This is a genomic window from Spirochaetota bacterium, from assembly GCA_030154445.1.
In the GTDB taxonomy this organism is placed as follows: Bacteria; Spirochaetota; Brevinematia; order Brevinematales; family Brevinemataceae; genus Brevinema_A.
The window spans coordinates 22,773-42,438 of the sequence record JAGUQW010000002.1 but is presented as its reverse complement, the minus strand read 5'-3'; the positions used below and the strand labels follow the sequence as shown (position 1 = coordinate 42,438).

General features: G+C 28.8%; 17 protein-coding genes. 12 read left to right on the top strand and 5 right to left on the bottom strand.

Annotation, left to right across the window (positions count from 1 at the left end; translation table 11 throughout):
- Positions 1–90 precede the first annotated feature (90 nt).
- From KFW21_00350 to KFW21_00340, 3 genes are all read left to right on the top strand, one after another.
- Positions 91–2,379: a Smr/MutS family protein gene (locus tag KFW21_00350; protein ID MDK2817884.1), complete on the top strand. Its 2,289-nt coding sequence runs from the start codon at positions 91–93 to the stop codon at positions 2,377–2,379.
- 20 nt (positions 2,380–2,399) lie between these two features.
- On the top strand, positions 2,400–3,020 hold the full coding sequence (locus KFW21_00345; protein ID MDK2817883.1) for a hypothetical protein: 621 nt from the start codon (positions 2,400–2,402) through the stop codon (positions 3,018–3,020).
- 144 nt (positions 3,021–3,164) lie between these two features.
- Positions 3,165–3,758 (top strand): hypothetical protein, encoded by a 594-nt coding sequence (locus tag KFW21_00340; protein MDK2817882.1) that lies wholly within the window; start codon positions 3,165–3,167, stop codon positions 3,756–3,758.
- A 78-nt stretch (positions 3,759–3,836) separates the two neighbouring features.
- Here the strand turns inward: KFW21_00340 and pgi are convergent, their stop codons facing one another.
- Entirely contained in the window at positions 3,837–5,495 is a 1,659-nt protein-coding gene (pgi, locus tag KFW21_00335) for a glucose-6-phosphate isomerase (protein ID MDK2817881.1), read from the bottom strand.
- A 140-nt stretch (positions 5,496–5,635) separates the two neighbouring features.
- Here pgi and KFW21_00330 point away from each other — a divergent pair, with 140 nt between their 5' ends.
- Positions 5,636–6,160 carry a CinA family protein gene (locus KFW21_00330; protein MDK2817880.1) on the top strand — a complete coding sequence of 175 codons (525 nt, stop codon included), beginning with the start codon at positions 5,636–5,638 and terminating at the stop codon, positions 6,158–6,160.
- An 11-nt stretch (positions 6,161–6,171) separates the two neighbouring features.
- On the opposite strand, the gene KFW21_00325 is transcribed toward KFW21_00330, so the two are convergent.
- Complete coding sequence (locus KFW21_00325) at positions 6,172–7,179, bottom strand: Gfo/Idh/MocA family oxidoreductase (protein ID MDK2817879.1); 1,008 nt, start codon at positions 7,177–7,179, stop codon at positions 6,172–6,174.
- A 184-nt stretch (positions 7,180–7,363) separates the two neighbouring features.
- Here KFW21_00325 and KFW21_00320 point away from each other — a divergent pair, with 184 nt between their 5' ends.
- The 5 genes from KFW21_00320 (at position 7,364) to KFW21_00300 (ending at position 10,913) form a co-directional block, all read left to right on the top strand.
- Complete coding sequence (locus KFW21_00320) at positions 7,364–7,825, top strand: hypothetical protein (GenBank protein ID MDK2817878.1); 462 nt, start codon at positions 7,364–7,366, stop codon at positions 7,823–7,825.
- 3 nt (positions 7,826–7,828) lie between these two features.
- Complete coding sequence (locus tag KFW21_00315; GenBank protein MDK2817877.1) at positions 7,829–8,113, top strand: hypothetical protein; 285 nt, start codon at positions 7,829–7,831, stop codon at positions 8,111–8,113.
- Between the two features lie 15 nt (positions 8,114–8,128).
- Entirely contained in the window at positions 8,129–9,016 is an 888-nt protein-coding gene (locus KFW21_00310; GenBank protein ID MDK2817876.1) for a DUF58 domain-containing protein, read from the top strand.
- A 6-nt stretch (positions 9,017–9,022) separates the two neighbouring features.
- Positions 9,023–9,943 carry a threonylcarbamoyl-AMP synthase gene (locus KFW21_00305; GenBank protein MDK2817875.1) on the top strand — a complete coding sequence of 307 codons (921 nt, stop codon included), beginning with the start codon at positions 9,023–9,025 and terminating at the stop codon, positions 9,941–9,943.
- 64 nt (positions 9,944–10,007) lie between these two features.
- On the top strand, positions 10,008–10,913 hold the full coding sequence (locus tag KFW21_00300) for a glycine--tRNA ligase subunit alpha (GenBank protein ID MDK2817874.1): 906 nt from the start codon (positions 10,008–10,010) through the stop codon (positions 10,911–10,913).
- 61 nt (positions 10,914–10,974) lie between these two features.
- Here KFW21_00300 and KFW21_00295 read toward each other — a convergent pair whose 3' ends face one another.
- Both KFW21_00295 and KFW21_00290 read right to left on the bottom strand, forming a co-directional pair.
- Positions 10,975–12,456, bottom strand: a complete 1,482-nt coding sequence (locus KFW21_00295; protein MDK2817873.1) for a TolC family protein — start codon at positions 12,454–12,456, stop codon at positions 10,975–10,977.
- A 93-nt stretch (positions 12,457–12,549) separates the two neighbouring features.
- The gene (locus KFW21_00290) at positions 12,550–13,038 is read right to left on the bottom strand and encodes a CvpA family protein (GenBank protein ID MDK2817872.1); all 489 of its coding nucleotides are present in this window, start codon (positions 13,036–13,038) and stop codon (positions 12,550–12,552) included.
- A gap of 142 nt (positions 13,039–13,180) precedes the next feature.
- On the opposite strand from KFW21_00290, the gene ptsP reads away from it, so the two are divergent.
- Genes ptsP through KFW21_00275 form a run of 3 tightly spaced genes read left to right on the top strand, consistent with a single transcriptional unit; the run spans position 13,181 to position 16,060 of the window.
- Complete coding sequence (gene ptsP / locus KFW21_00285) at positions 13,181–14,965, top strand: phosphoenolpyruvate--protein phosphotransferase (protein ID MDK2817871.1); 1,785 nt, start codon at positions 13,181–13,183, stop codon at positions 14,963–14,965.
- Positions 14,962–15,573 carry a Holliday junction branch migration protein RuvA gene (gene ruvA, locus KFW21_00280; GenBank protein MDK2817870.1) on the top strand — a complete coding sequence of 204 codons (612 nt, stop codon included), beginning with the start codon at positions 14,962–14,964 and terminating at the stop codon, positions 15,571–15,573. The genes ptsP and ruvA overlap by 4 nt, the downstream gene beginning before the upstream one ends.
- A gap of 13 nt (positions 15,574–15,586) precedes the next feature.
- Positions 15,587–16,060 carry a DUF327 family protein gene (locus tag KFW21_00275; protein ID MDK2817869.1) on the top strand — a complete coding sequence of 158 codons (474 nt, stop codon included), beginning with the start codon at positions 15,587–15,589 and terminating at the stop codon, positions 16,058–16,060.
- Between the two features lie 110 nt (positions 16,061–16,170).
- On the opposite strand, the gene KFW21_00270 is transcribed toward KFW21_00275, so the two are convergent.
- Positions 16,171–19,578, bottom strand: coding sequence for a UvrD-helicase domain-containing protein (locus KFW21_00270; GenBank protein MDK2817868.1), 3,408 nt, complete (start codon positions 19,576–19,578; stop codon positions 16,171–16,173).
- Positions 19,579–19,666 lie beyond the last annotated feature (88 nt).

Genomic DNA, 19,666 nt, shown 5'->3' with positions numbered 1-19,666 from the left:
TATAATTATAAATTACTATTAATTATTGTAATTGACAATTAATATTTTTTATCTTATAATTTGTTATTATTTATCATAAATGGAGAATAGGTGCAAGAGTTATTATTTATACAAGAATATTTTATTTCACTATTAGCGAGTGATATTGCTAAAAATTCATTCAAAAAACAATCTTATTTTTCTAACATTGATGATTTGCAATATAATATCAATTTGTCTCAAGAAACAATCAATTACTGTCAAGAATACATGTCTTTTAATTTTTTAGATATTCCTGATATTCGTGAAAATATTGAATTTAGTATAAAAGATTATATCCTAGATACCACAGATATTTTTTTTACTTATCAAAGTTTAAAACAATGGTACACTATAACTACATTGAATATTCTTCATAAAGACTATCCAATTCTTTATAATTTTATTCAAGAAATTAATTTCTCTACTCAGCTATTATCCTACTGGAACAAATCTTTTGATAGCACAGGCAATATATCAGATTCAGCATCATCAGAGCTCAAGCGTATAAGAAGCATGAAACAAACACTACGAAGAAAAATCGAAAAAATACTAGGATCAAAACTTCAAAATAATGAAGATCTTGCAGAAAAACGGATAGCCTTTAGAGAGGATCGCTATGTATTACCTATCAAAAGTGTTGCTAAGAATCGTACAGATGGTATTGTTCACGGATTTTCCTCTACAGGCTTAATTACTTATATAGAACCACCTGAAGTCATCTCTCTAAACAACGAACTTCTTTCTGTTGATGATTTGGAACACCAAGAAATCAATCGTCTTCTTCGTCAATGGAGTAAAATTATATCAGAAAACATATCAGATATAATTTTTATTATGAATAGATCTGCAGAATTAGAAATATTATTTGCTAAGTATCATTTTATTACAAAATACAATGCAACTCTTGGAAGTATCAATACAAATAAAGAAATTTCTTTAATTAATATTTATAATCCTTTTCTTCTAATTAAAAAAGGTAAAAAGAATGTAGTACCTATTTCTATAGAATTAGAGCCAAATAAAAACGGTATCATCATTTCTGGTCCAAATGCTGGTGGTAAAAGTGCCGCCTTAAAAACACTGGCTATTTGTACAGATATGTTCCTCAAAGGTCTTCCTATTCCAGCTGAAGTAGCTTCTTTACCATTATTTTCAGACCTTCTTATAGAAATAGGTGATTCTCAAAATTTAGATGATGATTTATCTACCTTTTCAGGACATCTGTATAGTATTAAAAAAATATTGAAAAATTGTAATTCTAATACTTTAGTACTTATAGATGAAATAGCACATGCTACAGATCCTATTGAAGGAGAGGCTTTAGCATGTGCTATTATTGATGAATTAATCAAAAAAGAAACTTTTTTTGCTATCACTACTCACTACAAACAAGTTAAAATCAAAAGTTTTGAACATCAATATATCAAAACATACGCAACAGGATTTGATATCAAAAATCTTTGTCCTCAATTCGTTCTTTATCCAAATACCATTGGAGAAAGTTATGCGTTGAATATTGCAACTAGAATAGGATTAAATCCTAATATTATTCAATCTGCTATAAAATTATTAGATCAAAATAAAAACGATTCTGAAATAATACTATCTAATATTGAAGATTATGAAAAAAAATTAAGACAAAAAGAACAACTATTGACAGAGCAAAAAAATAAATTAGATATTGAACAAAGTCATTTACAAAGTCAAAAAGCTCTTCTTTTGAACCAGTCTACGAAAATCAAAGAACATGGACTAGCTCAAGTCGACAAAGAATTAAATTATTGTCTTAGAGAATTAAGTGCTATTCAAAAAGATATTATCAAAAATCCTCAACAAAATGCAAAAAAATTGAAAAAAGTACAAGAGTTAATTAATCAAAAAAAAGAAGATATAACAAATCTTTATCGTAAAAAAAAGACTTCCATTACTATAGGTGAAAAAGTATTCGTGGCTTCTCTTAATAAAGATGCTATTGTTGAAGATATTTTAGATAATTTTATTGTAATAAGAGTTGGTATTATTAAAATATCTGTAAAAAGATCCGATATATTTGAAACTGATTCAAATATTAATCAAAATCACTATCAAACAAAAAAACAATACACTAATGATATATCTCATCAAGTAGATGTTCATGGATTGACTGTTGATGAAGCTCTACCTGAAATAGACAGACATTTATATAGTGCTATGGTTTCTGGACTTCATGAATTTACTATCATTCACGGTAAAGGAACTGGGATTTTACAAAAAGCTATACACCAATATTTAAAAACTATATCAGAGGTAAAAGAATATTACTTTGCTAAACCCCAAGATGGAGGTGTAGGTAAAACTATTGTATCTTTTCTTAATTAAACATTAAATAAAGAGGTATTATGAAAAAAATTTTTTTTCTTGGATTGTTACTTAATCCATTCGCAATGTATTCAGATATTTCCAAAATTAAAATTTACCCAAGTGGTATCACAGTGAATTTCAATGCTCCTCCCAAAGCTATAGTTGTAGACAAAGCAATCAAAAAATCTTGGTATAAAAAGAAAGGTACTCCTATAGAACCTGTAATTATCACTACGGAAAAATTTAAAAAATTTATCCGTATTGTTAATAGCATAAAATACTCAGAAGATACCACACTAAAGCTTGTTTTTTATAATAATATAAATGAAGTTATTTCTGAAGAAATAATAACTAACTCTATTAAACCTTCTCCTAAACATATTTTTTTCATTGACAGAAATTCAGGTCGTAATTTTCAAGGTGTTTTAGATATTTATCATATCCCAGATAATGCTCAATATTTTCTTATAGGTTTTTTTAACGAAGATAATATTAGAATATCTACAGTTTCTCACCCAGATTTTGGGAAAGATAATAAAATACAAATATTAGATTACAACAAACTTTCTCCCAATAGACCAACGATGCTACAAATAGAATTATTAGGGCAAAAACAAAATATATTAACAAGAATCGGTGCATTTTATTTTGTGAAATAACACCCTATTCAACATATAAATATTAAATTACTATACACTTTCTCCTAAATTATACTTTATCAAAATATTAAGACTAAAAATAAAATAGTAATAATTGATATATTTTTTTGTAAAATAATTGTGTTATATAATTTAGGAGACTTTATGCAACGCTTATTCTTAGCACTACTTATAACACTATGCAAAATTAATATTTCTTATGGTATACAATTGTATCCTAGTGGGATATCGATTAATTTTGATGCTCCTTCACAAGCTCCAAAAAAATATTATCTTCTTCAAAAACAAGAAGAGATCGAAAAAAAATCATTGAAAACTTATAGAATTATTAGAGTAATAAATGGAATTAAAGATATTCCAAACGACGAATTTTTAGCACTTGTGTTTTATAATACTAAAAATAAAATCATCGGTCATCATAAGATTATCAATTCTGACAAACCTCAAGCCAATCAAGTATTTTTTATTGATAGAAATTCTGGCCATAATTTTCAAGGAATTCTCGATATTTATAGTATCTCTAAAAAAACAAGTTCCTTTGCTTTAGCATATGTTAATAAAAAAGGTGAAATACTTGCTCAACCTTTTACACATTATGATTTTAATGAACTTGGTCAAATTACTCTTGAAACATTTTTAGACATATCACCTACTAAAAATATCATGCTTCAATATGAAATTAATGGAACTTATGTAAAGCCTGATATCAAAGTAGGTAGTTTTCATTTTGTAAGATAATTATTTTACATCTATAATATTAAGGTATAAAAAAGACTCCCAACAAATTTGGAAGTCTTTTTTTATGTTTATTATATATTATTTATATTTTTTGAATTGATTAATAAGATTATTAGTAGAAGAATCATGAGTATTAATTGCATTAGTACCATCTAATTCAGGAAGAATTTTACTTGCTAATATTTTACCGAGTTCTACACCCCACTGATCATAACTATAAATATTCCAAATCACACCTTGGACAAAAATTTTGTGTTCATACATCGCAACTAACATTCCTAAGATATAGGGAGTCATTTTTGTAAATAAAAATGAATTTGTCGGTTTATTACCAGTAAAGACTTTATAAGGAGCTAAATCTTGAATTTCTTTTTCGGATTTTCCTAATAATTGTAATTCTGCAACAACTTCTTCTTTGGATTTACCTTTCATGAGTGCTTCTGTCTGTGCAAAATAATTAGATAATAAAATATCATGATGATTACCAATTTTATTAAGACTTTGAATTGGAGCTAAAAAATCACAAGGGATTAATTTGGTACCTTGATGAATTAATTGATAAAAAGCATGTTGTCCATTTGTTCCTGGTTCTCCCCAAATAATAGGACCTGTTTGATAAGTAACAGTTGATCCATCTCGTGCCGTAGATTTACCATTTGATTCCATATCTCCTTGTTGAAAATATGCTGCAAAACGATGTAAATATTGATCATAAGGCAAAATAGCTGAACTTTCAGCTCCAAAAAAATTGTTATACCAAATACCTAATAAGGCCATGATAACAGGGATATTTTTATCGAAAGCAGTGCTAACAAAATGTTTGTCCATAGTATGAGCCCCTTGAAGAAGCTCATCAAATTTGTCAAATCCTAATGCTAAAGCTATTGGAAGACCTACCGCAGACCAAAGAGAATATCTCCCCCCTACCCAGTCCCAAAAACCAAACATATTAGCAGTATCAATACCAAACTGAGTAACTAAATCTTTATTAGTAGATACAGCAACAAAATGTTTAGAGACAAAAGATTCATCAAAAGCTTTTTCTAAAAATAAGACTCTTGCTGTATTCGCATTAGTCATTGTTTCTTGGGTCGTAAAAGTTTTTGAAGCAATAATAAATAATGTGGTTTCCATATTCAAATGTTTCATGGTTTCTATAATATGAGTTCCATCTACATTAGAAACAAAATGTATATTTAATTTTGTATTATAGTATTTCAATGCTTCAACAACCATTACTGGTCCTAAATCAGAACCACCAATACCAATATTTACAATATCTGTAATTGATTTACCTGTATAGCCTTTCCATTCACCAGAGCGAACTTTTTCTGTAAAAATCTCCATACGATTAAGAACGGCATTAATCTCAGGCATAACATCTTGTCCATTAACTATCACAGGCGAATTAGATTTATTTCTCAAGGCTGTATGTAGTACTGATCGTTGTTCTGTAACATTAATAAAATCACCAGAAATTTGTTTAGTAATAGCATCTTGTAGATTAACTTCTTTTGCTAAATCAATTAATAGTGTCATCGTTTCTTCATTAATACGATTTTTTGAAAAATCAAATAACAATTCTTCAAATTGAATATGAAATTTATCAAATCTTGTTGTATTTTGTTTGTCTTCTGTCATAAACATAGTTTTCATTTCTATATCTTTAATCTGTTCAAAATGATCTTGTAATTTTTTCCAAGATTTTAAAGTAAGAGGGTTTTTATTTAACAGCATTTATTACTCCTAATTTAATTATATATATATTATACTACATTTTATTTATAATACCAACTTACTATTAATAAAAAGGAAATTTAATACGATTATAAATAAAAGACTTTATAAAAAATTATTTTATTTTCAAGAAGGTAGTCATGACAGAAGTTTCAAAAATAACAAAAGATATTATTACAATATTAGGCAAAAACAATAAAACTTTATTCACAGCAGAAAGTTGTACTGCTGGATTGGTATCGGCAAGTCTTGCGGATATTCCAGGTGCCTCAAAAGTTTTACTCGGTGGCATAGTTTCTTATAATAATAGTATTAAAGAATCTATTTTAAACGTGGATTCTACTATATTAGAAAAATATGGAGCGGTGAGTTTTGAATGTGCTATAGCAATGGTTAAAGGGGCATTACAAATTTCACAAGCAGATTATGTTATTTCTATTACAGGGATAGCAGGGCCTGAGGGAGGAACTATAGAAAAGCCTATAGGCACTATATACACTGCTATTTTATCACAAGATGGTGGTTGGTCTCAGAAATTTTTATTAGAGGGTAATAGAGAAGAAATCCGTACACAAAGTGTAGAATTAGTATTGAAAATGTTACTAGCCACAGAACTAGAAGATGATTTTTTTGATTTGCGTTTGAGAGACGCAAGAGAGATTTAATTTTTTTTTAATTATGTTCGATTTTTTTTATTTCTTTCAATTTCTTGTAAAATTTTAAAAGCAATTTCCATAGTATACAAATTAGAATGTGCATCCCACAGAATGTTTTTATATTTATCCCCTCCAGTATCATTATTAATATCATCTATAAAATATTCTAACTCAGCTTTGAGCGGATTGTCTTTATGAACAAAAACTCTGTCTACCAAATGACCTTCTTTGTAAGTGATTTGATCTTGAGAAATATCATATTGGTTATCTTGATTACGATATATTAGCAGATCATTAGTAGCATAATTTAGATCAATATAATTTTTTTCTTGAGATAAAATAATATTTCTTGCTTTGTAACTTGATACACGACTAGCTGTTAATGATGCAATCACTCCATTCTCAAAATAAAGTGTAGCCAAAGCATAGTCTTCAAAATTAGTAATAATAGATTCTCCATAAGCAGTAACTTCTTTTACAGGAGCATCTACCAAAGATAAAATAATATCAATATCATGAATCATTAAATCTAAAACAACACCAACATCTTGAATACGAGAAACTGACCCAATCCGTTGTGTTTGAAAATAATGAGGATTATCAACAAATTCTCTCAATGCTTGCACAGCTCCATTAAAACGCTCAATATGCCCAATATGTAGTATTAAATTATTATCTTCTGCATAGCTCATCATTAATTGTGCATGTTCTAAGTTATCTGATATAGGTTTTTCCACCAAAACATGACAATTAGCACGCATTGCTTGCATTGAATATTCATAATGCAAGCAAGTTGGAACGACAACCACAACCGCATCTACCTTGCTTAATAATTCTTCATAAGAAGAACAGCGAGTTACATCATATTCTTTTGCTATTTTAGAACTTAATGTTGTATTAACATCATAAATATAAACATATTCATTAGGTATAATTTTAGTTAATAAATTAATATGGTATCGTCCCATATGACCTGTACCAACAACACCTATATTTATAGGGTTTCTCTCTGTTGTTATTGCACTCATATATACTCCCTACATACTATACAAAAAATAGAATTACACTTGATATCAGTGCAATAAATAAATTATACTATATAACTAATTTATTATCAAGTACTATATATAAATAAAAATAATTTATTTATATATACTATATATATTGACTAAAATATATATAGTATATATAATATATACAAAGGAGTTCATTATGTCAATTTTAGGTGTATTATTATTATTAGTTATATTAGCAACATTTTCCATTATTCTATTAGCAAATCAAATAGAAAATTATCTATCATCATATATATCCAAACAAGCTAAAACATCAGATTTACTATTAAAAATACAAGAGTTTTTATTGTTCTTACAAATTGAAATTGTAAAAAAAAATATGGCTTATATGGCTCTGTTGTTTGCAGTATGGAATTTTTTTGGACCTAATTTCGGTTCTATTTATGGGGGACTACCTTTAATAGGTGCTTTGATTCCTGCTACTATTTTATTTTTAGATGCTTTAATTCTTTATCCACAGTTATTAGATTTGATTCCATTTGCATCTTTTAATGAGAAATTAACTCCTATATTAGAAAAAATAACCCCTATTGCTGGATGGTTAACTTTATTAACTACTTTCCTTCATGCTATATTATATCGTTTTCCATTCTTTTAAAAAATGAAATTTATTATTAATTCACCACTTTACTCTTTTGTTTCTTTTATTATCGGTATTTTTTTATTAATTTATTTATGGTTGCCTTTGTTTGTTATTTTAATAGTTGGGTTTTTTTTCTATATTATTGTCGTATTAATTATAGCTTGTATCAGAGGTAAATCGCCAAATTTTAATATTAAAGTTGTGAATATTAAAGCTTACCAAGATCCTTTTGAACAAACAAAAAGTCAAAACGATCCTATCGATTACATAGATTCTACTACTCTTGAAAAAGAAAAAAAATAATATTAAGGGATTGTTATGGCTGAAAACATTGAAAAATTTTCTATTTCTGAGATTGTTGCTCAAACAAAACACCTAGCGATTAAAGCTCGAAAAATGGTTAATAGCTCTTTACAAAGTGATTATAAAAGCTCCTTCAAAGGTCGTGGTATGGAATTTGATGAAGTTCGTGCCTATACTCCGGGAGACAATGTTAGAGATATTGATTGGAATGTGACTGCTCGTATGAACGAACCTTTCATCAAAACATTTATTGAAGAACGTGAGTTACAAACATATTTCATCGTTGATATTTCAGCATCAGGTGATTTTGGTAGTGTAAAATCCAAAAGACATCTTATGGCAGAAATTACTGCTTTACTTGGTTTTACCTCTTTCTTTGCTAATGACAAAACAGGACTGATTTTAAGTTCAGATAAAATAGAGAAAATTATTCCACCTATGCATAATTATTCTCATATTCTTAGAATTATTCGAGATGTATTTTATCATCCTTCTACCTCAAAAAAAACTGATCTTAATAATGTATTTCGAAAAGCAAATCATCTTATCAAAAAAAAAGCTATCATTTTTATATTAAGTGATTTTTTTGATGACTCGTATGAACACGCTTTAGGAACTCTTTCAAAAAAACACGAGATCATTCCTATTGTTATCACAGATCCTATTGAACAAAATTTTACAAGTCCTTATATCCTACCAATTATCGCAGAACTAGAAGATATGGAATCTAATCAAACTATCTTAAGAACACTAGGTAAGAACTCTATTACAGATAGTAATACTTTTACACTCCAATATAATAGAATTTTTAGAAAATTAGGACTAGTTCATGCTACCATAGATAGTTCTTCAAATTATTTGAAGATTATTGACCAAATTCTTCGTAAACATACAAAACATTAAATTGTTATGAACAAATCTTTACAATTAGCTATTGATGCTATTCTTAGCAAAGAATGTGTTGTTTTTCCTACAGAAACAGTTTATGGACTAGGTGCTGACGCTTTTTGCCATCAAAGTGTGTCTCGTATTTTTGAATTAAAAAATCGCCCCCCTTCTAATCCTCTGATTGTTCATATCGCAACTATAGATCAAATACTCAGTGTTACAACTTCTCTTTCTCCTCTTGAACAAAAACTCTTTGAAAAATTTTCTCCAGGACCTCTATCATTAATCTTACCCAAAAAAAAAGAAATCTCATCTAATGTTACTTGTGGACTAAACACTGTTGGTGTAAGAATTCCAAACCACCCTATAGCTTTGGAATTTTTATCTGCTGTGAATTTGCCTATTTGTGCTCCTTCTGCCAATATTTCTGGGCAACCATCTCCAACTACTTATGAAATGGCAAAATTTTATATGGAAGATAAAGCTATTATTTTAGATGGAGGGACTTTGGATATAGGAATAGAATCCACTGTTGTAAAAACTGATGGAAATAAAATTTATATTCTACGATCAGGCTTTATTACAGCAGAGATGATCGCTGACCAAATAGGCATTGTACCAAGTACAAACACTTCTCAAGAGCACCATTCTCCAGGAACACAATTCACTCATTACAAACCTAAAGCAACTATTATTGCTTTTGAAGGAACACCTCCCAAAGCATGTGACAATTCAGCTCTTTTATTTATTAACTATGATAGGGATTTATCCTCATATCAACATGTTTTTCATTTTGATAATGCTATTGATTATGCTCATGCCTTATACTATACTTTCTTCCAATGTGATAAACTTAATATTTCTACGATATATTGTGAACTCCCTCCGAATCACGGACAAGGCGTAGCATTAAGAGATAGGCTCATCAAAGCATCTCAATAACATACTTGAGATTTATAAATAATTATGATATAATTAATATATATTAATATTAAAGGTGAAACTTATGAGAAATCCCAATGCACTTACATTTCAAGATATTATTTTTAAATTAAAAGAATTCTGGGCAAAACAAGATTGTTTAATTCGTGAACCTTACGATTTAGAAAAAGGTGCTGGAACTTTTAACCCAGATACTTTTTTGCGATCTTTGGGGGATGAACCTTGGCGTGTAGCATATGTAGAACCTTGTCGTAGACCTGGAGACGGGCGTTATGGAACTAATCCAAATCGAATGGGATTTTATTATCAATTTCAAGCATTACTAAAACCAGCTCCTGCTAATATTTTAGATTTATATATTCAAAGTTTGGAATATCTAGGTATTGATATCACAAAACATGATCTTCGATTTGTTCATGATGATTGGAAATCACCCACCCTTGGAGCTTGGGGATTAGGTTGGGAAGTATGGCTTGATGGTATGGAAGTAACTCAATTCACATATTTTCAACAAATCGGTGGTATTTCACTGCCATCTGTCCCTGCTGAATTAACATATGGTACCGAACGACTAGCTATGTATCTTCAAGATGTAGAACATTTTAAAGATATTCAATGGAATGATACAACAACTTATGGAGACTTACATTTAGATTCAGAGTGGGATTATTCAACATATTCTTTTGAAATTGCAGATCAAGCACTTTATTTTAGATTATTTAATGATTTTGAAAAAGAATTTTTCCGAGCAATTCAAGGAAACGCAATTTTTGCAGCTTATGATCTAGCTATTAAATGTTCTCATATATTCAATACTTTAGGATCATTAGGAGCTATTTCCGTAACAGAAAGAGAATCTTACATTTTACGAGTAAGAGCCATGACTGCTAAAGTTGCAAAATCTTGGGTAGATCGCTTAGAATCAAAAAAAACATCTACTTCCTTACAAACAAAAACAAGCTCTATATAATTTGAGCTTGTTTTTTATTATCTAGTGTTCTACTTATATTCTCTGTTAGATAAATATTCTATTAGTCTAAAGACATAGACTGTCCCATAGAAATCTCATCTCTATTATTCATTGCTATAAAATCAAAATATTCAAAAATCAATCGTAATTGCATATCTGCTTCTTCAATTCTATTTTGTAACATTTTATTTCTTGTATCAATAAGATTCGCTAATATATTTCTACCTTGTAAAAAACCTTTGTATTGAGAAGTATAGCGTTTTTCTAATGCTTTTCTAACAATCTGTCTATTATTAATTTTTTGATTATAAAATGTCAGATTTCTTTCTTTTTCACTCATTTTGTAATCAAATTCATTCTGATATTTTGTTACTAAAAATCGATACTCTAATTGATATTTTTGTAACTCTGTTGAATTAGCTTTATAATCCATATCACCTAAAGGATATTTAAATTGTAGTCCAACATAGTATGCTGGCACTAAAATCATTTGATTGATTTGTGATGTACTATTTGTAGAATATACTTCCATCGCTGCTGTTAATAATAAATTTAATTCTGGTAATGCTGAATTACGTAAAGCTCCAACAGAGTGTTTGATCTTATTTTGCATAAAAGACAAAATCAACGCTTGTCTGGTATCAGTAAAAGGAATTCCTTGAAAACTTTCATTATTTAATGCTGCTGTTAATATATCCCATTCGCCAAGATCGGGTTTAATATTAGTATTATCTACTAAATAAGAAATCTGATACAAAAGATTTGTATAAGTTCTTTCTACATCTAATAACTCACTTTCGATTTCTAGACTAAGCATTTTTGCATTTTGGTAATCAATTTCATCTATATAACCAATATCTCGTTGAGCTTTACTAATTTTTTCTAATTCTTTTGAATTATCCAAAGATTCTATCAAAAATTCTTGGATTTGAGCGTATACAATCCATTGCATATATATTTTTTTATAATTAGCTAATAAATAGGCATTTTCTTCTTCTACGGTCCAACTTGCCATTCTTTTATCTAATCCAGCCAAAGCAATTGGTGAACGATCTAATAATCCAAAAGCATTTTTAAGTAGAGGTTGAGCATATTTAAATGTTAATGTTGGAACAAAAAATTCTCTTTTTTCTATAATTCCATCAACAACCCCTCTAGCAATAAATTGTCTAAAGACAAAATCCAAATTCATTCGTCCACCGATATTTACAAAGGTTTTACTTAACGAAGAAGCTGCTTCCCAACCTGTTTGAAATATAAATGGAGAATCAATATTTCCTGTGAAATCACTCTCTTGAAAAGCACCACTTCTTACATTAAATTCCCATTCTTTTTGTTTCAAAGCTTTTAAAAGATTTACTGAAGCTTCTATATTCTTCAATTTATTTAGTTGTATATCTGGCAATTTATTAATTACCGTATATACATAATCTGAAAAATAAACAATGTCTGGATCAACTTGAGAAGCATTGTCATTCTCTTGTGTAAAAGACAAAGAAGTCAAAATTATTATAAGAAAAAAAACACTATATTTTAAGTTCACTATTCCTCTTTAATTATAAAAAACATTGGTATTTATCATATTATAATTTATACAATAATTTGTCAAGATATTTGATAAGCAAAATAATGAAAATTATTTTAAAAGATGATTAGCAACATCTACTTGAGATCCAACTAATAATATAAATTTTTCAGCCCAATATGCTGAAAACATTGATATAGGATATTGAGACATATCAACTATATTTAAAGCCATAATCCAATATATCGCTAAACCTACTACGATCATTACTTGAATACCTCCAAAAAAACCTCCAAGAAGATTTTCTAATCCTCCCATATTTTTTGTTTGAAAAGCATTTGAACAAAGGTGAGCTATTTGTGTTATAACTAAATAGACAATAGAAAATAATACTACACCTATAAAAAATATCAGAATTATATTGTTTGCATAATTTGGAAAAAATGATTTAGTAAACCCATAAGAAAAATTCATTGCTATAATTGCCCCTACTAAAACACTAAACCATGAAAAAAAAACTCTTATGAACCCATTTACAAACCCAAATAATACTCCTAATATAACGAAAGTAATGACTAAGTATTCTATAATTTGACCCATTTTTATCTCCTTAGATATTTAATAATATTATCGGCAATTTATTTAATTAAAATATTTTTTTATATAAATGTTTTCATAATTGATTTTTTTAAAAAACGATGTATAATATATACAATAAATATTATATTATTAGGATTTATATATGTTAAAACTAAAAGGTATCCCTATAAATCAAGGGATTGCAGAAGGTACTGTTTTTATAAAAGTTAATCCTATAAAAACACTTCTCAAAAAGAAATGTACCACTATAGATCCTACTATAGAAATTGATAATTATCTAAAAATTATCACTACCTTACAACATGAATTCCAACAATTAAAATATAATAATATCGCATTATCTAATAATACAAATCAACAGATGGTTGATTTATACATAGCAATTCTTAATGATCCTGTATTTAAAAAAAGAATTCCAGAACATATTGAAAAACAAAAAATACCTGCAACATATATTATACTGCAAAATATAGAAACAATAAAACAAGAATTTGCTAAAATTGATAATAAATATTTTCGCTCTCGTTTTGATGACTTCCAATCTATTGGTTATACACTGTTAGAAAGACTTACAGGTTCTCGTGGTTATGGAAGTATAAATAAACCCAAGATAATTGTTGCTGAAAGTATCTCTGCAGCCGATCTCTTACATCTTCCTTTAGAATATATACAAGGAATTATCACAGCTGATGGTGGCGCAACTTCACATGCAGCCATTCTTGCTGAAGCATTAGATATCCCAGCTATTTTTGGTGTAAAAACTATTATTGAACATATTAATAGAAGAGATAAAATTATTATGGATGGTTATGGTGGAGATGTTATTATAAATCCTCTCCCTAAAACTTGTATATTTTATCACAATCTTATTCAACGCCATATTCAATATGAAGAAAATATAATAGCTTCTGCAAAAAATTGTCATACAACTAAAGATGGGTACCCTATTTCTATTTTAGCTAATATTGGAAATCTGTATGATATTCATCTAATTCACAAATACAATGCTGATGGGGTAGGATTATTACGCACTGAAACGATGGTTTTGTTACAAGAACAATTATTTAGCGAAGAAGAGCAAACGCTCTATTACGAGTCTTTTTTCAAAGAAACTAAAAACTTACCCATTTCTATAAGAACTTTAGATTTGGGTGGAGATAAAACCATTAAAAATTCTTCTATAACACCGCTTGATGAAGGAAATCCATTTTTAGGATTTAGATCTACCCGTCAATTTGTTAGAGATCCACAAGAATTCAAAAAACAAATCCGAGCATTATTAAGATCCTATCACTTAAATCCTAATATCAAAATAATAATACCTTTTGTGACCACGCTAGATGATTTACTTACTTTAAAAGCTATTATTATAGAATGCTATAAAGAATTATATACGACACCTTTTACTATTCCTATTGGAATAATGGCAGAAGTCCCCTCGGCATTAATTTGTTTACCAGATTATTTTCCACATATTGATTTTATTAGCATAGGAACAAATGATTTAACCCAATATATATTAGCTACAGATAGAAATAATAATTATGTTTCTCATTACCATAACTCTGCCCATCCAGCTATTATTCGATTATTATATTATGCTGGTCAACAATGTCTTGAACACAATATACCTCTATCCATCTGTGGAGAAATGGCAAAAGAGCCTTATTTTATTCGCTTACTTTATGGGCTAGGAATTTCAACGCTAAGCATGTCTCCTATTGGTATTCCTATGGCTCGTTATATTTTAGCAAATAGTACTCATGAAGAATGTCAACAGATTGTAAAAGATATTATTCCTATGCAGCATACACAACAAATAGAAGATTATTTGTATCAAGATCTTGTGACATTTTTAACCAAGCAAAATGCTTATTTTGATAATTGTATTATCAATACTACAAGTACTGTGACGAGGTCTTCATGATTGCAGGAATTACAGGAATAATTTATGACAAAACTGCTCCAAAAGCTACTATCCAAACAAATTCTGGGGTTTGGTATGAGGTATTAGTTTCAAACACTATCCTTCTTGACCTTCCTGAAATAGGACAAGAGACGACTTTATATACATCGCTTATTGTTAGAGAACAAGAAATGTATTTGGTAGGATTTCTATCCTTAGCTGAAAAAAATCTCTTTGAAATTCTAATCACCGCAAAAGGTGTTGGTCCAAAACAAGGTATCAAAATATTAGAAGAATTTTCTGGCATCGATTTGCGTATGGCTATTGTGTCTGGGGATATAGTCAGTCTCAGTAAAGTCAAAGGTATCTCTACCAAAAAAGCAGAACAGTTGATCTTGGACTTACAAAGTAAAATGAAAAAAACTATAGGTGAATTAGATACTCATATCACTACTACAAATCCTTCCTCTAAGAAAAAAACAGAAGTGTTATTAACAATGCGTGCATTAGGATATTCAGATATAGAGATCAAAAAGCCTCTTGATAATTTTTTTGAAACTATTGATACTAGCTCTAAAAACACAGAGACTCTTGTTTCCGAATTTTTAGTACAATTATCATCTCGTTAAGGATTTCTTATATATGAAAATTATTCCTCACGGTTCTAACAAAAATCATCCTGCTAAATTGAAATCATCAAAAACCAAAGCTATGTCCTCAACTTCATTTTCTAAAATGATAGAAGATACCCCTGATGAACCTATTTTAGAAAGTCTTTTTAGTAATCCAGATCATGTATTGAGTAATATTTCTGTATTAGCAGATGAATTAGATAAGATAGGTCAAGAACTTGCTGAAAAACCGTTGCCTGAAATTTTTAATCGATACAAAAAACATATTCGTCTTCTTCTCAAAGGTGCTATTCGTAATATAGAAATACGAGAAACAACAGCTAGATCTGGTCTCACACGAACCAAACTATTTCGCACCGCACAAGCTATTGACGAAGCATTAGCACAGCTAGCACAACGAATTCTCAACGATGAAAAAAATAGAATGGAAATTCTCAAAATTACTAATCAATTACAAGGATTAATATTAGATATTATCACTTAAATACTTATATCATCAAAGCACTTCCATACAAAAACCTTCTAAAATTAGAAGGTTTTTTTAATTAATATTTGATATAGGGTTATTTTTATTTTATCATCTATAAGAAGTTATTAAAAAAGAGTGCTTTTTTCTTCCCAATCAATAGAAGGTTTTAAATTATTTATTTGAATTTCATTATTTGTAAGAAAATTCATCGCTACCTGAACAGCCTTATTAAAATATTGTTCTGTTTCCTCTCTATCCCAGATTAAATAATATTCTTTCGCTTCTTTTAAACTAAATAAAACAATATTATCTACTTGCTGATGTGCTTTTTCTGATAATAAAGCATAATATGATAACTGTCTATGATATCTATCTTTATTTTTACCTACAGACAGTTTATAATCAACAATAGTATGCTTGTTATCTCGAGAAGAAACATACAAATCAGCCGTAGCCCTCATCATGATTTCATTAGGTAAGAGATACAATACTTGCCTCTCTTTATCAGTAGCCGAACTATTTGTTAATAAGCCTTGATAAAATTCTGACTCCCAATATCCATAAGCATAAGATATCGCTAAATTAAACACTTCTTTTTTTTCATGGTGGTATACTTGAAGATATTCAAGAACCTCTTGACGCGTAGGATTGTTGAACTCTTGTAATAGTAAATGCACCAGCGATCCTATATCTTGCTGAGAAGGAGTGTACAGTGTAAACTCCTCTTCCCCTAGCTCTCTTAAAGAATCTAATAAATTAAAAGAATGTCTGATATATTTATCATAAAATTTGTCTGGATTGAACTCAGCATCTAGTAATAAAGATACGGACAAAAATTGAGGAAGTTCTTGTCTTATAAAGGCATTGTCTTTTTTTAGAAGCCACTCATAGCGTTGATTATACAAAGATGTGTCTTCAGATATTGTATTCTTTTGCTGCTTTTCTATAGTTATATTCAGTTTTAATTTTCGTGAAGCATAAGCCTGATTTTTTTCAATTAATTCTTTATTAATAAATGATGCCCACTGTGTTTCAAAAAGTTTTGATTCTGTTTTATTGTCTTTTCTAATTGTTGGTAAAGCACAAAAAACAAAATTCTTTTTTGCTCTTGTAATCGCTACATAAGCCAATCTTTTTTCTTCAGCAGTTTCTTCTTTTAATTTTTCTTTACTCAAATTTTCTGCGATGATACCTTTTCCTAAAATATCAAAAGCTATTTGATTTTTTTGATAAATAGGGTAACGAACATTCTTTTCATTAACATTAGCTTTATGAATATAAATAACATAAGGCGATTCTAATCCTTTAGAAGAGTGTACTGTCATCAAGCGTAGTGTTTCGCCTTCTTCTCCTGAAAATTCAGCCTCTTCTGTAGTTGTTTTTTTCTGATCTATATACTTAATAAAATCTCCCAAACTCATTTCTCTTTTTTCTTGTAATTTTTGAGCTTCATCAATGAATAAAGATAAAGTAGCTTTTGCATCACCTGTTTCAGAAATAAGATCAAGATATTCTTCATAATATAGTTCTTTGATTAACAGAGAAATCAATTCTTCCAAAGAAATTCTATCTCTCAAAATAATAAATTCTTTAAGAATATTATATTCATGTCCTTCAAGTATCTCAAATAACGATTTGTCATTTTCTTGAGCTTTAATAAGTAATTCATTAATTTCTATATCTGTTTTTCTAAAGATAGGCGTTTTTAATAATTCTATCATCGTCAAATTATGATGAGGATTTAATAGTGTTTTTAAAAAGCTTAATATAGGAGTAATATAACTGTTGTCCCACAATATATTACGAACAGAAGACGACAAAGGTAATTGAGGATAATATTCTTTTGATAAACGATAAAAATCTAAAATAGACGCCTTGTTTCTAAAGAGAATCATGATATCACCAGGATTAACTTTTTGGAGAATAAGATCATTCACCATAAATAAAGCTTCGTGATAAGCTTTATCTAGTTTATCTTTGGTAAGACTTTTGCTTTCTTCATCATCCTCTATCCCCAATGCCAAAGTATAAGCAAAACTTCCCTCGTCTTCTTTTTTGGAGAGTTGATTTTGATATTTGATACCAGCGTGATCATTGTGAAAAATATCTGTAAAGAGATAATTTACCAAATCTACATGTGATTTCGAAGAACGATAATTAGTATTCAATAATTTATGTTCATAATTACAAGATATAAATTCACTAACAGTATTAGCAAAAACATAAACATTTGCTCTACGAAAACTATAAATAGATTGTTTGGGATCACCCACAAAAAATGGAATAATAGTATCATCTGCAATAATAGAATCAAAAATTTCTTTTTGTAAATCAGAAGTATCTTGATATTCATCAGCAAAGAAAAATCTTGTATGTCTCGTAATCTTATCTAAAAAAGTTTTATTTTTTAAAGCATCCAATAACATAATCTCACTATCACCAAAAGAAATCTCTCCATATTCTGCTTGAGTTTTTTTGAGTTCTTGAGTACACAGGTCAGAAATCGGCATCATTAATGGTATAATAATTCTATACAAACCATCAATAAAACTTTGATACGCATAATATGAATTTTTTCTTAATTCATTCAAAACTTCGTCTTTGACTGGATTACTCTCGTCGTAAACTCCCAATAAATCTTTAGAAAACAAATTCAACAGATTGTCTTTATTAATATTTTTTAAAGATTTATATAATTTGGTATTACCTTTAGTTAATGTTTTATGATTATTTTCTATGTTTAATGTTTCTATTAATGCATTAATAGAGGGACTAATGATAGCAAAAACACGATTCAGAGTATCTTCTTTTGTTATTACTTCTAGCATTTCCTTTTCGTATAAAAAATAGACAGAATTATCCAAGCCTTCTTTAATTGCTCTATCGCCATATTGAAAAACTAATTTGCGTATTTGTTCTAACAAAGATACCCACTTGTTAAGACCTAATAAGTGGACACCAAATTGAAAAATAGCTTGATGTTTTGGGTATTCTTGTAGTAGTAATTTGCGTAATAAATTCAATTGTGCTTCTTGTTCTGTAGAAGATATGTCATAGCTACCCTCTTCGGGAGTAAGTCCAATATCGATATTTAATTCCAAAGGATGCGCTCGTAATAATTGAAGGACATACGAATTGATAGTCATTACTTTGGCACTGGAAAGAAGATCATCTATTTGATTTCGCTGAGATTCTAAATGACTAGTAATTTGAGCCAAACTAGTAGGATATTCCCCTACAAATTGTGTTAACTTATTTAAGATATATTCCAGTTCATTATCCTGCCATAATTCTTCTATTCTTTCTCTAATACGATTTTTCATTTCTATAGCAGCTTTTTTGGTAAAAGTAAGGGCTGTAATTGATTGTAGTGCTTCTGAAACTGTTTTTTGTTCCCACACTATAAGATACAAAAAAGACGATAACCAACGCTCTGTTAAGATAGTTGTTTTACCGCTTCCTGCAGATGCTTCTAAAATCATCCCTTGATTAACATTAAAAACAATACTAGGATCTTCAAAAGTTAATGGCATTAGTCTCTTCCTTATAATAACATCGTATTTAGTATAAATCGTATTATAAAATAAGCTACACTATAGTGTAGCTTATTTTATAATTATT

Bases quoted from the DNA above. Each gene is read 5' to 3' on its own strand.
- KFW21_00345 (MDK2817883.1), top strand. From the start codon at position 2,400: ATGAAAAAAATTTTTTTTCTTGGATTGTTACTTAATCCATTCGCAATG.
- KFW21_00340 (MDK2817882.1), top strand. From the start codon at position 3,165: ATGCAACGCTTATTCTTAGCACTACTTATAACACTATGCAAAATTAAT.
- pgi (MDK2817881.1), bottom strand. From the start codon at position 5,495: ATGCTGTTAAATAAAAACCCTCTTACTTTAAAATCTTGGAAAAAATTA.
- KFW21_00330 (MDK2817880.1), top strand. From the start codon at position 5,636: ATGACAGAAGTTTCAAAAATAACAAAAGATATTATTACAATATTAGGC.
- KFW21_00325 (MDK2817879.1), bottom strand. From the start codon at position 7,179: ATGAGTGCAATAACAACAGAGAGAAACCCTATAAATATAGGTGTTGTT.
- KFW21_00320 (MDK2817878.1), top strand. From the start codon at position 7,364: ATGTCAATTTTAGGTGTATTATTATTATTAGTTATATTAGCAACATTT.
- KFW21_00315 (MDK2817877.1), top strand. From the start codon at position 7,829: ATGAAATTTATTATTAATTCACCACTTTACTCTTTTGTTTCTTTTATT.
- KFW21_00310 (MDK2817876.1), top strand. From the start codon at position 8,129: ATGGCTGAAAACATTGAAAAATTTTCTATTTCTGAGATTGTTGCTCAA.
- KFW21_00305 (MDK2817875.1), top strand. From the start codon at position 9,023: ATGAACAAATCTTTACAATTAGCTATTGATGCTATTCTTAGCAAAGAA.
- KFW21_00300 (MDK2817874.1), top strand. From the start codon at position 10,008: ATGAGAAATCCCAATGCACTTACATTTCAAGATATTATTTTTAAATTA.
- KFW21_00290 (MDK2817872.1), bottom strand. From the start codon at position 13,038: ATGGGTCAAATTATAGAATACTTAGTCATTACTTTCGTTATATTAGGA.
- ptsP (MDK2817871.1), top strand. From the start codon at position 13,181: ATGTTAAAACTAAAAGGTATCCCTATAAATCAAGGGATTGCAGAAGGT.
- ruvA (MDK2817870.1), top strand. From the start codon at position 14,962: ATGATTGCAGGAATTACAGGAATAATTTATGACAAAACTGCTCCAAAA.
- KFW21_00275 (MDK2817869.1), top strand. From the start codon at position 15,587: ATGAAAATTATTCCTCACGGTTCTAACAAAAATCATCCTGCTAAATTG.
- KFW21_00270 (MDK2817868.1), bottom strand. From the start codon at position 19,578: ATGCCATTAACTTTTGAAGATCCTAGTATTGTTTTTAATGTTAATCAA.